Source organism: Vibrio splendidus (assembly GCF_001557875.1).
Classification (GTDB): domain Bacteria; phylum Pseudomonadota; class Gammaproteobacteria; order Enterobacterales; family Vibrionaceae; genus Vibrio; species Vibrio splendidus_F.
Genome location: NZ_LNRF01000012.1, coordinates 89,522 through 105,584 on the forward strand (window position 1 = coordinate 89,522; position 16,063 = coordinate 105,584).

The 16,063-nt window shown below is 44.0% G+C and carries 13 protein-coding genes and 1 pseudogene; 10 read left to right on the forward strand and 4 right to left on the reverse strand.

Going from position 1 to position 16,063, the window contains the following annotated elements; genetic code table 11:
- Nucleotides 1-494: 494 nt before the first annotated feature.
- Nucleotides 495-1,322, forward strand: a complete 828-nt coding sequence (locus ATB74_RS20800; protein WP_061019600.1) for a 4'-phosphopantetheinyl transferase family protein — start codon at nt 495-497, stop codon at nt 1,320-1,322.
- A 20-nt stretch (nt 1,323-1,342) separates the two neighbouring features.
- Here ATB74_RS20800 and ATB74_RS20805 read toward each other — a convergent pair whose 3' ends face one another.
- Nucleotides 1,343-1,750 (reverse strand): thioesterase family protein, encoded by a 408-nt coding sequence (locus ATB74_RS20805; protein ID WP_048661480.1) that lies wholly within the window; start codon nt 1,748-1,750, stop codon nt 1,343-1,345.
- A gap of 356 nt (nt 1,751-2,106) precedes the next feature.
- Here ATB74_RS20805 and ATB74_RS20810 point away from each other — a divergent pair, with 356 nt between their 5' ends.
- The 3 genes from ATB74_RS20810 (at nt 2,107) to ATB74_RS20820 (ending at nt 5,286) form a co-directional block, all read left to right on the forward strand.
- On the forward strand, nt 2,107-3,102 hold the full coding sequence (locus tag ATB74_RS20810; RefSeq protein WP_061019601.1) for a TRAP transporter substrate-binding protein: 996 nt from the start codon (nt 2,107-2,109) through the stop codon (nt 3,100-3,102).
- 64 nt (nt 3,103-3,166) lie between these two features.
- Complete coding sequence (locus ATB74_RS20815; protein ID WP_048664262.1) at nt 3,167-3,922, forward strand: TRAP transporter small permease; 756 nt, start codon at nt 3,167-3,169, stop codon at nt 3,920-3,922.
- 2 nt (nt 3,923-3,924) lie between these two features.
- Nucleotides 3,925-5,286 (forward strand): TRAP transporter large permease, encoded by a 1,362-nt coding sequence (locus ATB74_RS20820; RefSeq protein WP_048661477.1) that lies wholly within the window; start codon nt 3,925-3,927, stop codon nt 5,284-5,286.
- A gap of 74 nt (nt 5,287-5,360) precedes the next feature.
- On the opposite strand, the gene ATB74_RS20825 is transcribed toward ATB74_RS20820, so the two are convergent.
- The 3 genes from ATB74_RS20825 to ATB74_RS20835 form a co-directional block, all read right to left on the reverse strand.
- Nucleotides 5,361-5,543 carry a hypothetical protein gene (locus tag ATB74_RS20825; RefSeq protein WP_017106218.1) on the reverse strand — a complete coding sequence of 61 codons (183 nt, stop codon included), beginning with the start codon at nt 5,541-5,543 and terminating at the stop codon, nt 5,361-5,363.
- Between the two features lie 155 nt (nt 5,544-5,698).
- A complete protein-coding gene (locus ATB74_RS20830) occupies nt 5,699-7,045 on the reverse strand; it encodes a sigma-54-dependent transcriptional regulator (protein WP_061019602.1) in 1,347 nt (448 codons plus the stop codon).
- Between the two features lie 29 nt (nt 7,046-7,074).
- A complete protein-coding gene (locus tag ATB74_RS20835) occupies nt 7,075-8,895 on the reverse strand; it encodes a sensor histidine kinase (RefSeq protein ID WP_061019603.1) in 1,821 nt (606 codons plus the stop codon).
- A gap of 163 nt (nt 8,896-9,058) precedes the next feature.
- On the opposite strand from ATB74_RS20835, the pseudogene ATB74_RS24530 reads away from it, so the two are divergent.
- From ATB74_RS24530 to ATB74_RS20860, 6 genes and pseudogenes are all read left to right on the forward strand, one after another.
- Nucleotides 9,059-9,241 (forward strand): annotated as a pseudogene (locus ATB74_RS24530) (hypothetical protein); the annotation flags it as partial.
- A 294-nt stretch (nt 9,242-9,535) separates the two neighbouring features.
- The gene (gene tig / locus ATB74_RS20840; RefSeq protein WP_017106221.1) at nt 9,536-10,834 is read left to right on the forward strand and encodes a trigger factor; all 1,299 of its coding nucleotides are present in this window, start codon (nt 9,536-9,538) and stop codon (nt 10,832-10,834) included.
- A gap of 105 nt (nt 10,835-10,939) precedes the next feature.
- The gene (gene clpP / locus ATB74_RS20845; protein ID WP_004736080.1) at nt 10,940-11,566 is read left to right on the forward strand and encodes an ATP-dependent Clp endopeptidase proteolytic subunit ClpP; all 627 of its coding nucleotides are present in this window, start codon (nt 10,940-10,942) and stop codon (nt 11,564-11,566) included.
- An 81-nt stretch (nt 11,567-11,647) separates the two neighbouring features.
- Complete coding sequence (gene clpX, locus ATB74_RS20850) at nt 11,648-12,928, forward strand: ATP-dependent protease ATP-binding subunit ClpX (protein ID WP_009847283.1); 1,281 nt, start codon at nt 11,648-11,650, stop codon at nt 12,926-12,928.
- 132 nt (nt 12,929-13,060) lie between these two features.
- Nucleotides 13,061-15,412, forward strand: coding sequence for an endopeptidase La (lon, locus tag ATB74_RS20855; protein WP_019824784.1), 2,352 nt, complete (start codon nt 13,061-13,063; stop codon nt 15,410-15,412).
- A gap of 169 nt (nt 15,413-15,581) precedes the next feature.
- Nucleotides 15,582-15,875, forward strand: coding sequence for an HU family DNA-binding protein (locus ATB74_RS20860; RefSeq protein WP_012604504.1), 294 nt, complete (start codon nt 15,582-15,584; stop codon nt 15,873-15,875).
- The last annotated feature ends 188 nt before the right edge of the window (nt 15,876-16,063 follow it).

Sequence of the window (16,063 nt, forward strand, 5' to 3'; positions counted from 1 at the left end):
TCCATTAAAATCCTGTTCAAAGTCTGACTAAACGACAAGTCGGTATCCGCAAAGAAAACGTGTGAATTTGTTTAATGGTTGAGCAGGCTACCCGAGGTGAGTGGTCGATACAATGCTCCCAGAGGCCACTATGATCTGTTCAGACCAGATGAATTTGGCATGGTTTTGATTTTTGTATTTTTAATTTAATTAACTTATTGATAATTAATGGGTATGAGTTGTTTTTTAGTGTTTTTGCTCTATATTTTGAGTTGGTGAGATCTATGTCATATTTTTGTAAGTAACATTTAATGGATGCCTCTTGTGTAAGGCTAAGTGTGATCTGTGTTTTAATTTGTTATTATTTGAAAAATTAGTTTTAAGTCCTCATATGAAGGGGGTTTCCCTCCCGTATTCTCTAGGTTCCACTTAATTCATAGGTGAGTTAAATTTGTTCGATTGGGTTGTTCCGATCGTGTTTTGAAGAGTGATTTATAGAAGTGAGTTCGAGTTAAATGAAAACTCCCGTTGTTGATTTGTGGCTATGTTCTCTGGGTAACTTGAATGACCAGCCAGACATTGTATCTCAGCTCAAAAAGAGACTGACGGCCGACGAGATAGCCAAAGTTGAGCGCTATCGAATGCCTTCATCTCAAATTCAGGCCCTGTATGTTCGCAACTACCTAAGAAAGGTGCTGTCTAGCTATTCTGATTTGATGCCTGAAGCGTGGTGCTTTGAATATGGTGAGAAAGGGAAGCCAAGATTAATTGAGAAACAACAAATAGAAACCGGCCTGAATTTCAATATCAGTCATAGCAAAGAACATTTGTTAGTCGCGGTTTGCCAGAGAGAAGGGAAGCGAGTTCAACTGGGTGTCGATATCGAACATGCAAGAAGCTCGACCAATATCGATTCGATCATGAAGCACTATTTTTCAGATATGGAATTGGCGGATTTACTTAAACTTAGTAAAGAGCTGCAGAGAGAGCGCTTTTTCGATCTATGGGCGCTGAAGGAGTCGTATATCAAAGCGACGGGCAGGGGGCTAGCCACATCGTTGCGAAGCTTTTCGTTTGATTTCTCCAATCTGACGGAGCAAACATTGCCAATTCACCCTTCGAATTTTCAACCAAAGTTGCAGGATGAAATTAGATTTCATGGTGAAATCAGCATATACAGTGGAGTTGGGTTGGATGTTACTGAGCAAACCGATATTTCTACAGATTGGCAATGTTGCTTAGGGCGGTTGGATGAGCAGTATCGCTTTGCGGTTACGCTCGGCGGAAATTTGCTACCGATGCAGATAGAGATGAGAACCTTTCCATCATCTCATCTCTTTTAAGCTAGCTTGGTGAGGTGAAGTTAGCTCGTTTCGCCAAGCATCGCTTTTAATACTTCAGCGGGTACAGGCTGAAGTTGCTTGTCTTTATCAAGGCAGACCATTTCAATATCACCAATCACAGCAGGCTTAGTGGCATCTTTGCGCCACACTTCTTGTCGCCATAGCGTTTTGTATTTTCCATCGAGTTCAAAAGAGGTTCTGATATCGCAAATCTCAGCGAACTCAACCCCATCTTGGAAAGTCATGTTGGCTTTATACACCGCAAAACCTAATCCGTGCTCATTCCACAAGGTCGCCAGTTTATCGCTGCCCAAGACATGTTCGCGCGCACGCTCGAAGTATTTAAGAAAGTTAGGGTGATAAACCACACCTGAGTGATCGGTATCTTCATAGTAAATTTGTACTGGGTGATGGTAGACCTGACTCATTGGTAGCAACTCTTGGTAAGTAGTGGATCAGTAAATCTGACTAAGTTGTGCAGCACTTTACAGGATAGGTCGAAATTACTTCAAGGCATCATCGACTATCGAGCTTTTGGTCAGACCTCATTCGGCCTTATTCATTACTAATACATTGGTCAGCTTCCACCCATTTACAAATATTCTATGTGTCATTTTCCACCCATTAGCTCTTACCGCGAGTTCGCGACTACTGCAGATAGAACTGATGAAGCCTTATGGTTAAAGGGTTGTTAATGATTTGTGTCAATGTGGCGCGCTAATTGCCTTAGTGAAAGCACGCAGTTCCCATTGAAGGGCTGCTTTGTTTACTAAGGAGAATAATAATGTTTAAGCCTCTTACCCTGCTGTCTGTATCTGCTCTGGCGCTCACAAGTTTTAATGCTGCTGCAAACTGTGACCCTGGTGAAATCGTGATTAAATTCAGTCACGTAACCAATACCGATAAGCACCCGAAAGGCATTGCCGCTTCTCTACTAGAAGAGCGAGTAAACACTGAAATGAATGGTAAAGCTTGTATGCAAGTTTTCCCTAACTCGACACTTTACGATGATAATAAGGTACTGGAAGCCCTGTTAAATGGTGATGTTCAAATGGCGGCACCTTCGCTGTCTAAATTTGAGAAATTCACTAAGAAATACCGCATTTTTGACCTTCCTTTTCTATTTGAAGACGTAGAAGCCGTCGACCGTTTCCAAAACTCAGAATCTGGTGAAAAACTGAAGAATGCGATGAAGCGTCGTGGTCTTCAAGGCTTAGCATTCTGGCACAACGGCATGAAACAAATGTCGGCGAACAAACCTCTTATCAGCCCTGAAGATGCAAAAGGTTTGAAATTCCGTGTGCAAGCATCAGACGTTTTGGTAGCTCAGTTTGAACAACTAGGCGCTAACCCACAGAAGATGTCTTTCAAAGAAGTGTACGGTGGCCTGCAAACCAAGGTTATCGATGGCCAAGAGAACACATGGTCAAACATCTACGGTAAGAAGTTCTTTGAAGTACAAGACGGCGTGACTGAAACCAATCACGGTATCTTGGATTACCTAGTGGTAACGTCAAACGACTTCTGGAAAGACCTACCTGAAGATGTACGCACACAGCTTGGTACTATCGTTCAGGAAGTGTCTGAGACGCGTAACGCAGAATCTTCAAAAGTTAACCTAGCGAACAAAAACAACATCATCGAAGCTGGTGGTGAGGTTCGTACACTTACGCCTAAACAGCGTGAAGCATGGGTAGTTGCGCTTCAACCTGTATGGAAGAAGTTTGAAAAAGACATCGGTTCAGATCTTATCGATGCAGCGTTAGCTTCAAACCAATAATACCGCTAAGGGAGTGGCGAGTATTCGTCACTCCTTATTAAAACAATTATAAGCGGAGTCAATTATGGAAAAGCCTCAAATGGAACAACCAAATTCTAGCGAATCAGCACTGGAAACCTCTCTTTTTTCCAAAGTCGGAAGAGTTACGGATGTGATTGAAGAGTCATTAATCGCATTTTTCCTTGGCGCAATGACGCTACTTACTTTTGCCAATGTGGTATTTCGATACGCATTCAATGACAACATATTATGGGCACTGGAATTGACGGTGTTCATGTTTGCTTGGATGGTGTTGGTCGGCGCATCTTATGGTGTTAAAAAACATTTCCACATTGGTGTTGATGTGATCATCAACCTTGCCCCAGAAAAGCTACGCAAAGTGTACGCGCTAATCGCCGTGACAAGCTGCCTAGCATTTTCAATCTTACTTCTTATCGGCTCTTGGAATTATTGGTACCCATTCGCGACCGATCGCGCATGGTACGAGACCGACGATATTCCAATGCCAGAGATGCTTCAGTTTCTTGCTGACTGGCTGAATGAAGGAGAGCGATACGAGAAACTGCCACGTTTTATTCCTTATATGGCGTTGCCGATTGGTATGGCAATGCTGACGTTCCGTTTTGCTCAAGTTGCTTACCAAGTCGTAACAGGCAAGCTTGACCGTATGATTGCAGGACACGAAGCCGAAGAAGAGCTGGATGCCTTGAAAGCTGATGTGTTAGCGGGTTCTGATGAAGACGCGACAGCAGTATTGGATTCGACTAAGCAGAACAAAGCGAACGAGTCGGGTACAAAATTTAACGGTAAGGAAGACTAATCATGGCAATGTTATTTCTATTTTTAATGGTAATTGCTTTCATGTTGGTCGGTGTACCAATTGCAATTTCCCTCGGTTTATCGAGCGTAATATTCTTATTGATGCATTCAGATGCGTCATTAGCTTCAGTCGCACAAACGCTGTTTAATGCATTTGCAGGCCACTACACACTCTTAGCGATTCCTTTCTTTATCTTGGCCTCTAGCTTCATGTCTACGGGTGGTGTGGCGAAGCGGATTATTCGTTTTGCTATCGCGATGGTGGGTTGGTTCCGCGGCGGTTTGGCTATGGCATCGGTTGTGGCATGTATGATGTTCGCAGCCCTTTCTGGTTCATCTCCTGCAACGGTAGTGGCGATCGGTAGTATTGTTATCGCAGGTATGATCAAAAACGGCTACACAAAAGAATTCGCTGCAGGGGTTATCTGTAACGCAGGTACCTTGGGTATTTTGATTCCACCGTCAATCGTGATGGTGGTTTACGCTGCGGCGACCGATGTATCGGTAGGTCGTATGTTCCTAGGCGGTGTGATTCCTGGCCTGTTGGCGGGCGTGATGTTGATGATAGCTATCTACATTGCGGCACGTATTAAGAAGATTCCGGCACAGCCGTTTGTGGGTTGGGGCGAGATGTTCGCAGCAGCGAAAGATGCGAGTTGGGGCTTGCTACTGATTGTCATCATTCTGGGTGGTATCTATGGCGGAATCTTTACACCAACAGAAGCGGCGGCTGTAGCAGCGGTTTACGCATTCTTTATTGCCAACTTCATCTATAAAGATATGGGACCTTTCGCTGACAAGAACAATACCAAGCCTGCGCTGGTGAAGGTGTTCCAAACCTTTTGTCACAAAGACACCAAAGACACGCTCTATGATGCGGGTAAGCTGACTATCATGCTGCTGTTTATTATTGCCAACGCGTTGATTCTTAAGCATGTACTGACAGAAGAGCGTATTCCTCAAATGATCACTGAGTCTATGCTTTCTGCTGGCTTAGGACCGATCACCTTCTTGATTGTGGTGAACGTTCTACTCTTGATTGGTGGGCAGTTCATGGAGCCATCAGGTTTGCTGATAATCGTAGCGCCGTTGGTATTCCCAATTGCCATTGCACTCGGTATCGACCCAATTCACTTAGGTATCATGATGGTGGTGAACATGGAGATAGGGATGATAACGCCGCCTGTCGGGCTCAATTTGTTTGTGACCGCAGGTGTCGCGAAGATGTCGATGATGAACGTGGTAAAAGCCGCACTGCCTTGGGTAGGCGTAATGTTCTTGTTCTTGATTATCGTCACTTACGTGCCTTGGGTGTCAACATGGTTACCAACCACCTTGATGGGGCCGGAGATTATTACCAAGTAGTTGGCGGTTTAGATACACGGCTAATCTAACGAACGGTTTTATTATCAATCGAGATAACAGCGATAGATGAAGAGTTATACTTTTTCATCTATCGCTTTCTTTTTCCCGCGCCGTAAAGTACCGCTTATGCGTCTGTCATAGCCTTTCCAGCGCAGTTTTTTCTTTCTTCGATCGCGCCCAGATCTTCTTTCTACTTCATAATGGTCATCAATAAGCACTGTATCTACAATGACAGGAATGGTCGTTTTTTCGTTCATATGCAACTTATCCTTAAAGTCGACATATGAATTATGGAAGAGGAATCTTATCTCTGCCAGTTTCGATAGACATTCAGATCAAGTTGCGCTTTGCGTTTTGTTTCGTTGTTGATTCTTTTATTTCGTAGCTTAATTTTTACTTCAAAATCTATTGTTTACTTAAAATTATCTTTGTCGATTTGATAGCGTTGCATTTTGTCGTAAAGCGTTTTTCTAGGGACATTTAATTGAGACATGGTTAATTTTATACTCCCTTCATTCTCAATCAACGCGCGCTCGATCACCGCTTTTTCGAACTCTGACACTTGGTCCGATAGGCTAATACTGGCGTCTGAATGGATCTCTGAGTTCGCACCATCCCCCAATTGAGCTAGTTTTCCGAGTAAGATGAAGCGTTCAGCGCTGTTACGTAGCTCACGTACATTCCCTGGCCAATCATGAGCCAAAAGTGCGTGCAGTTCCTTTTGTGGAAGGGCTGGGGCTGTCTTGCCATAACGCGCCGCAGCAACCAGTAAGAAGTGATGGAACAGGGCTGGGATGTCTTCTTGTCTGCTTCTTAACGGCGGCAAGTCTAAGGTCACAACGTTAAGTCGATAATAGAGATCTTGGCGGAAAGTGCCTTCTTCAGCGGCTTTCTTTAAGTCGACTTTAGTGGCCGCAATCACTCGAATGTCCAGAGGGACTAAACCATTAGATCCAACCCTTTCGATGACTCGCTCTTGCAAGACGCGCAACAGGCGAATTTGTGCTTGCATCGGCATGGACTCAATTTCATCCAAGAATAGAGTTCCGCCTTGAGCAAATTCAAATTTACCCACTCGCTTGCTTTCTGCGCCAGTGAATGCGCCTTTTTCATGGCCGTACAGTTCACTCTCAATCAGGTTTTCAGGGACCGCACCGCAATTGACCGCGACGAAGTTTTGTTCTCGTCTGCTGCTTTGTTCATGTAAAGAGCGTGCGACCAACTCTTTGCCTGTACCTGTTTCGCCAAATAACAAAATATCAGCGTTGGTGTCGGCAACGTGAGTGATGATAGACCGCAGCTCAGTCATTGATTGCGTGTCACCAATGATCCTTGGGCCAAGCGCTTGGCTGGCCTTGAGTGAACGTTTTAACTCAAGGTTCTCGAGGGTGAGTTGACGTTTTTCTATCGCTCGCTTGGTGGTTTCGATTAGGCGCTCATTGGCGAACGGCTTTTCGATGAAGTCATAGGCGCCGTATTGGATTGCTTGAACGGCCATCGAAATATCGCCGTGACCAGTAATCATAATCACGGGGATCTCTTTGTCTTTGTGCATCAAGGTGTTTAGCAAGTCATGCCCGGAAACCCCTGGTAAACAGATATCAGTGATGATCACGTGAGGTAGGCCGTTTTCTTGAATCGCGAGCAGAGCAGACTCCGCATCGGGAAAGAATTCGGCATCAATGTCGGCGAGCTCGAAGCTCTGTTCAATCGCCATTCTTAGATCGGATTCATCATCAATGAAATAGACGTGACACATAGTGATTCCTTTACTTCTTTGTATTCTGGTTATTGCTGCGTTTTTACTTGCTGTTCTTGTTCAACAAGGGGTAACTCTATACTGAATCGAGCACCACCTTGAGGGCTGCTTCCTGTAACGAGCTTGCCATTTATTCCGCTGATTATTTGTTGAGAAATCGATAGCCCAAGTCCAAGTCCGTTTTTCTTGGTGGTATGGAAGGGTTCAAAAAAGTTTCCGTTCGAAGGGGAGGTGAAGCCGGGACCATTATCATCGACATGAATCAGCAAGGTCTGGGCTTGTTGATGGTCGGATTCCCTAATCTCTAACAGAATAGCTAATTGTTTGTCATCTTGTTGTTCCATCGCCTGAATCGCGTTAGTTAGCAGGTTAATGATCACCTGTTCCAGTTGAATAGCGTTGGCCAGCACGCAAGCATCAAAGGTTTCAGGGAGTTCGTTGACCTTAACTCGTTCACTCTTGAGCTGTGGCTTCATCAGCTCTTTCGATGAATGTAAAACTGGGAGTATCTGTAATGTGTGTAGCTCTTCTGCGGTGGATTTCTTGGCGAAGGAGCGAAGCTGGTGGCTGATTTTCGCCATGCGATCAGTGAGTGCCGAGATTCGCGATAGGTTGTCGTCGACCCGATCGGTTTTATCTTTGGCAAGAAACAGTCGGCCATTGTCGGCATAACTGCGAATCGCAGCGAGCGGGTTATTCAATTCATGGCTGATGCTCGCTGACATCTGCCCTAGCACTGCCAGTTTGGCGGCTTGGATGAGCTCGTCTTGGGTTTGTCTCAGTACATGCTCGGTTTCGATACGGTGTTTGATCTCAACATGCAACTCCGATGTACGTTCAAGCACTTGAAATTCGAGTTTTTGCTTGGCTTCGGATTGCAGCCTGTCTATCTGAGCACGTCTTTGTTGTCGATGGTGATTGAGCTGCATTGTTAGATAAATAATCGCAAAGATAAGGCTGAGAACTACAAGGTAAGCCACCAAGTCCCACCAAACTAAATGAGTTGGAGAGAACACTCGGATTGTAAGTTTTGGTTCGGCTAAAAAGCGTGAAGAGCTAAAAAAATGCTCTTGGACGAGCTTATGCGAAGACTCAATATTGCTAGTAGCGCTCTCTAAATCACCGGAGAAATGCAGGCTTTCTATTTTGGTATCGAGATACTGTCTGCTTTCTTGAATTCGAGAGTGTTGTTCTTCGCTTAGTGGTTGAAGGCTTTTGAACAGCCATTCAGGGTTACTCGACATAAATACGATCTGGTCTTTATCGTCAGCAACAAAAAAACTCTGTTTGCCTTTCCAACTTGCTTCAATCAGCGATAAATCCATCTTTACAACAATGACGCCAATAATCTCGGCGGCATAGGAGACGGGGTAAGAATAATAATAGCCACGTTTTCCTGAGGTTGAACCTAGCGCAAAATATTGATTTTCATTACCAAGAATCGCTTCTTGAAAGTAGGGGCGGAAAGCAAAATTACGACGAATAAAAGAACGCGGTTGGTTCCAATTACTGGCTGCGATGGTGGTGCCGATACTGTCTAATAGGTAGGTATCGGATGCTTGAATCACCGAGTTTACGTGCTCTAGATAACGATTCGTGAGTTCGATCTGTGCAGAGTTACTTGGGGAGTGTAGGGCATCCACCAATTCTTTGTCTTTTGAAAGCAGCTCGGGAATGTGAGCGAACTTGTCCAATTGACTTGAAATATGAACCGAAAAACGGTCGAGCTTAGATTGATGTTCATTTAACAAACTTTCATGGCTTGTGCTCCACACCCAATGACCACCAAACACCATCAGTAAACTGTATGTGACCATTAATAGTATTGGGATTCTAAAAGCTTGAAACATTAAGGCTCTCCGCTAAATTTTTTGGTAAACAATCAAGCCTGTCTTCTCTCGTTTATGGTAGCAAATAGCGGTGGTTTTTGCTGAAAGCAGAGAGTGAACAGATGGGGGTAGGTTAAGGGTTTGTAACGGGGATTGTTGAAAAAGTTATCGACTCTGAGGGGTAAAACAAGAGCAAGATCTCTTTTTAAGGTTTTTAGCAAAAAAAGCCCTCGATTCCCTTGAAAAAGTCGCTATTGTCCCCATTTCTGTTGTGCTAAGTGATGATTTGATCGTTTTTGTATCATTTAGTTGGACGAATTTAGAGCATTCATCATCATGCAGAGGTGAACGGCTCGACAGAGATTAAACAGATCGCTAGAATGTCGCGTCTAAAATTTCTGTCCTGAGGCTAATCGGAGATACCTTTCTTGTTTCTGAAAACAAGCTTTATTGCGTTTTAATCGACGTGTGAAGAACGAAGATATCGCTGATTAGTCTGGTGTTTGGTTGAATAATCAATTCAGACATCAATGCTCGATTTTAAATTAGGTGTTCGGATAGAGCACTACACAAGGATGCAGCCAACAACGTCTGCTTTTGAATTAAAGCTAAGTTACGGCTCATATGCTCAGATTACTGAGCCAGTTTTGAGGTTTATATAATGCAAGTTACTGTTGAAACGCTAGAAGGCCTAGAGCGCCGTCTTAATATTACTGTTCCTGCTGCTAACATCGAAGATGCAGTTACAGCTGAACTACGCAACATCGCGAAAAACCGTCGTTTCGATGGTTTCCGTAAAGGCAAAGTGCCAATGAAGATGGTTGCTAAAATGTACGGCAAAGCAGTACGTCAAGACGTGATGGGCGAAGTAATGCAACGTCACTTCATCGAAGCGATCGTTAAAGAGAAAATCAACCCAGCTGGCGCACCTACTTTCGCACCAGTTGAAAACAACGAAGGCGCTGACCTAGTATTCAACGCAACTTTTGAAGTTTACCCAGAAGTTGAGCTGAAAGGTCTAGAAAACATCACTGTTGAGAAACCAGCAGTAGAAGTTAAAGAAGCTGACGTTGAAGAGATGATCGAAACTCTACGTAAGCAACAAGCAACTTGGACTGAAGTTGAAGCTGCTGCTGACGCTGGTTCTCGTGCAACTATCGACTTCGTTGGTTCTATCGACGGTGAAGAGTTCGAAGGCGGCAAAGCTGAGAACTTCCCACTAGAGATGGGCGCTGGTCGCATGATCCCTGGCTTCGAAGACGGTATCGTTGGTAAAACAGCAGGTATGGAATTCGAAATCGACGTAAACTTCCCAGAAGATTACCACGCTGAAAACCTAAAAGGTAAAGCAGCTAAGTTCTCTATCAAGCTGAACAAAGTTGAAGCTCGTGAACTTCCAGAACTAAACGAAGAATTCGTTTCTAAGTTCGGCGCTGCTGACGGCGTTGAAGGTCTTAAAGCTGAAGTTCGTAAGAACATGGAGCGTGAGCTTAAGCAAGCTGTTAAGAACCGCATCAAAGAGCAAGCTATCGACGGTCTAGTTAACGAAAACAACATCGACGTACCTTCTGCTCTAATCGATCAAGAAATCGGTGTTCTACGTCAACAAGCTGCTCAACGTTTCGGTGGCAACACTGAAGCTGCTGACCAACTTCCACGTGAGCTGTTCGAAGAGCAAGCTAAACGTCGCGTAGTTGTAGGTCTTCTTCTTGGTGAAGTAATCAAGACTGAAGAGCTAAAAGCTGACGACGAGAAAGTTAAAGCTATCATCGAAGAGATGGCTACAGCATACGAAGATCCAACAGAAGTTATTGCTTACTACGAGCAAAACGAGCAAATGATGAACAACATGCGCAATGTTGCTCTAGAAGAGCAAGCTATTGATGCAATCATCGCTAAAGCTCAAGTTTCTGATAAAGAAGTTAGCTTCAACGAGCTAATGAATCAGCAACCTGCTTAATATAGTAATATCTGACGTAGAAGGTTGACGTACGGTCAACAATTCTGCTAACAATGGTCCGTATGATTTAATCATTCGGGCCATTTATTTTAGGGACATAAGAATATGAGCTACCAAGAAAAAAACACAATGCCATCGATTATGGACGCACTAGTTCCTATGGTGGTTGAACAGACTTCCCGTGGTGAACGTTCTTACGATATTTATTCTCGTCTATTAAAAGAACGTATCATTTTCTTAACAGGTCAAGTGGAAGACCACATGGCAAATCTTGTCGTGGCTCAACTGCTTTTCTTGGAATCAGAAAACCCAGACAAAGATATCTATCTTTACATCAACTCACCTGGCGGTAGCGTAACAGCAGGCATGTCTATCTATGACACAATGCAGTTCATCAAGCCAAACGTGAGCACAGTATGTATGGGTCAAGCTTGCTCTATGGGTGCATTCTTACTAGCGGGTGGTACTCCAGGTAAGCGTCACGTGCTTCCAAACTCACGTGTAATGATTCACCAGCCACTTGGCGGCTTCCAAGGCCAAGCGTCTGATATTCAAATTCACGCGCAAGAGATCCTAACGATCAAGCAAAAGCTAAACAAACTATTGGCAGAGCACACGGGTCAGCCTCTAGAAGTTGTTGAGCGTGATACAGATCGTGACAATTTCATGTCTGCTGATCAAGCAGTAGAATACGGCTTGGTGGATTCAGTTCTTAATCACCGCGGTCAATAATTGCAGGGCAATTGTTTAACGCAAAGTGATTCAAATTGATATACACTCAAGCATAGAGAGTAAAGGCTAAGAGGTTAGCGAATGACAGATAAAAGCAAAGAGGGTGGTAGCGGTAAACTGCTTTACTGCTCTTTCTGTGGCAAAAGCCAACACGAAGTTCGCAAGTTAATCGCAGGTCCTTCTGTTTACATTTGTGATGAATGTGTCGATCTTTGTAACGACATTATTCGTGAAGAAATTAAAGATGTTCTTCCTAAGAAAGAATCGGAATCGCTGCCAACGCCGCGAGAGATTCGTGAGCATCTTGACGACTATGTAATCGGTCAAGAATACGCGAAGAAAGTGCTAGCAGTTGCAGTTTATAACCACTACAAGCGTTTACGTAATGGTGATACGACAGCTGAAGGCGTAGAGCTAGGTAAGAGTAACATTCTTCTTATCGGTCCTACTGGTAGTGGTAAAACACTACTGGCTGAAACATTGGCTCGTTTCCTAGACGTTCCATTCACAATGGCAGACGCAACAACACTAACCGAAGCGGGTTACGTGGGCGAAGATGTTGAAAACATCATCCAGAAGTTGCTTCAGAAATGTGATTACGACGTAGCGAAAGCGGAACGTGGCATTGTTTACATCGATGAAATCGACAAGATTTCTCGTAAAGCTGAAAACCCATCAATCACGCGTGACGTGTCTGGTGAAGGTGTACAGCAAGCTCTACTAAAACTTGTTGAAGGTACAGTGGCTTCAGTTCCACCTCAAGGTGGTCGTAAGCATCCACAGCAAGAGTTCTTGCAAGTGGACACGTCTAAGATCCTATTTATCTGTGGTGGTGCGTTTGCCGGCTTAGATAAAGTGATTGAGCAACGTGTAGAAACAGGTTCAGGTATCGGCTTCGGCGCAGAAGTGCGTTCAAAAGACGAAACCAAAACTATCGGTGAATTGTTCACTCAAGTAGAACCTGAAGATCTAGTGAAGTATGGTCTGATTCCAGAATTCATTGGTCGTCTACCTGTGACAACAACACTGACAGAGCTTGATGAAGAAGCGCTAATCCAAATCCTATGTGAGCCAAAGAATGCACTGACAAAACAGTACGCAGCATTATTTGAGCTTGAGGATACAGAGCTAGAATTCCGTGAAGACGCCCTACGTGCAATTGCTAAAAAAGCAATGAACCGTAAAACAGGTGCTCGTGGTCTACGCTCTATCTTGGAGGGTGTTCTACTAGAAACTATGTACGAACTGCCATCTTCAACTGATGTAAGCAAGGTTGTGATTGATGAGTCGGTAATTAATGGTGAATCAGAACCACTATTGATTTACAGCAACTCAGATAACCAAGCAGCTGTTGCAGAGTAGGTCTTTTTTAGACAAGTCACTCAAATTGAAAAAGGAGGTAAGCAATTACCTCCTTTTTTTTATTCTTCCATTGAATCCAGTCGTTTAAGCCCCATATACTGCTTTATAAGTTAAAGCGGAAGAGAGAAATATATGAACTTGGAACGTTCCGAGCGTATCGAAATCCCCGTGCTACCTCTACGTGATGTAGTGGTTTACCCACACATGGTTATTCCATTGTTTGTTGGTCGTGAAAAATCGATTACATGCCTTGAATCGGCAATGGAAGCTAACAAACAAGTACTACTTGTAGCGCAGAAAGAAGCGGACACTGATGAGCCTTCAATCGACGACCTATTTAACGTAGGTACAGTCGCTACTATTCTTCAGTTACTAAAGCTCCCTGATGGTACGGTAAAAGTACTTGTTGAAGGTCAGCAGCGTGCAAAAATCCACCAATTCAAAGAAAGTGAATTCTTCTTAGCGGATGCCGAATACGTTGTTACCTCAGAACTTGACGAAAAAGAACAAGAAGTGGTTGTTCGCAGTGCGATCAATCAATTCGAAGGTTTTATTAAGCTAAACAAAAAGATTCCACCAGAGGTTCTGACCTCTCTGAACGGTATTGATGAGGCAGCTCGCCTTGCTGATACGATTGCTGCGCACATGCCACTTAAGTTGGTAGACAAGCAGCACGTTCTAGAAATCTTAGATGTGACAGAACGTCTGGAATTCTTGATGGGCCAAATGGAGTCAGAAATTGACATCCTGCAAGTTGAAAAACGCATCCGTGGCCGCGTTAAGAAGCAGATGGAAAAATCTCAGCGTGAGTACTACCTGAATGAGCAAATGAAAGCGATTCAGAAAGAACTTGGTGAGATGGACGACGCACCTGATGAATTCGAGACTCTGAAGAAGAAGATCGAAGATTCTAAGATGCCTCAAGAAGCTCGTGAGAAAACTGAGCAAGAACTTCAAAAACTGAAAATGATGTCGCCAATGTCTGCTGAAGCAACAGTAGTACGTAGCTACATTGATTGGATGGTTGGTGTTCCTTGGGCTAAGCGTTCAAAAGTTAAAAAGAATTTAGCCAAAGCGGAAGAGATCTTAAACGAAGATCACTACGGCTTAGAGCGTGTTAAAGAACGTATTCTTGAGTACTTGGCAGTACAAAACCGTATCAACAAGCTAAAAGGCCCGATCCTTTGTCTTGTAGGTCCTCCTGGTGTTGGTAAGACCTCGCTAGGTCGTTCGATTGCTGCGGCAACGGGTCGTAAGTACACACGTATGGCGCTAGGCGGTGTTCGTGATGAAGCTGAAATTCGTGGTCACCGTCGTACGTACATCGGTTCACTTCCGGGTAAACTGATCCAGAAGATGTCTAAAGTTGGTGTTAAGAACCCACTGTTCCTATTAGATGAAATCGATAAGATGTCTTCTGATATGCGTGGCGACCCATCTTCAGCACTTCTAGAAGTACTCGACCCTGAGCAGAACAACGCATTCAACGATCACTACCTAGAAGTCGATTACGATCTATCTGATGTGATGTTCGTGGCAACGTCTAACTCGATGGACATTCCTGGCCCACTATTGGACCGTATGGAAGTGATTCGCCTGTCTGGTTACACAGAAGATGAAAAGCTGAACATCGCTAAGAGCCACCTATTGGACAAGCAAGTTCAACGCAACGGTCTTAAGCCTCATGAAATTGAGATTGAAGACTCTGCCATCATCGGCATCATTCGTTACTACACGCGTGAAGCGGGTGTACGTAGCCTAGAGCGTGAAATCTCTAAGATCTGTCGTAAAGCAGTGAAGAACATCTTGCTAGACAGCGACCTTAAGTCTGTAACGGTTAATATTGATAACCTGAAAGAGTACTTAGGCGTTCAACGTCATGACTTCGGTAAAGCGGATGAAAGTAACCGTATTGGTCAAGTGACTGGTTTAGCTTGGACTCAAGTTGGTGGTGATCTACTGACTATCGAAACTGAAGCAATGCCGGGTAAAGGTAAGCTAACGCAAACCGGTTCACTTGGTGATGTGATGAAAGAATCGATTCAAGCGGCAATGACCGTAGTTCGTTCTCGTGCAGAAAAACTGGGTATTAACTCAGATTTCTACGAAAAGCGCGATATTCATGTTCACGTACCGGAAGGGGCGACACCGAAAGATGGCCCGAGTGCGGGTATCGCAATGTGTACTGCATTGGTGTCTAGCTTGACGGGTAACCCTGTTAAAGCAGAGGTCGGTATGACAGGTGAAATTACCCTTCGTGGTGAAGTTTTACCTATCGGTGGCTTGAAAGAAAAACTGCTTGCAGCACACCGTGGCGGTATCAAAACGGTACTGATTCCTAAAGACAACGAGCGTGATTTGGAAGAGATTCCTGACAACGTAATCGCTGACTTGAAGGTGATCCCGGTTCAGTGGATTGATGAAGTACTCAAAGTAGCGCTAGAACGAGATCCGTCAGGGGTCGAGTTTGACGTGAAAAAATAGTGATGCATAGCAAAAATAAGTAAAGAATTACGCTGATAGGCCCGAAAAGGCTTGTCAGCGTTTTTTTTGGACGCTAAGTTATTGATCAAAGCGGCAGCCCTTTTGCAATAAGGCTTGCGGCTAAATTAAAACCAAAATGGAACGTACAGTCATCAAGAAGTAGTCACAGATGACACATAGGGGAAAAACAGTGAATAAAACACAACTAGTAGAATCAATCGCAGAAAACGCAGACATCTCTAAAGCTTCAGCTGGCCGCGCTCTAGACGCATTCATCGAAGCAGTTGGCACAACGCTACAATCAGGCGACCAAGTTGCACTTGTTGGCTTTGGTACTTTCAGTGTTCGTACTCGTGCTGCTCGTACAGGTCGTAACCCAAAAACTGGTGAAGAGATCCAAATCGCAGAAGCTAAAGTACCTGGCTTCAAAGCGGGTAAAGCACTTAAAGACGCATGTAACTAATTTCTACTGCTGAAACCTCGGTTTTGCGAGGGGAAGGCTGTAAAATGCGTTTACTGTTTGAAAAATGATGTTTCATCCTTAAACAGTATGTGTACAAAGCACATTGAACTTATTTAAATTATGCGCATCCTACTGATGCGCATTTCTTTTTCTGATAATATCGCGTGAATAGATTTTTATTTTGAAGC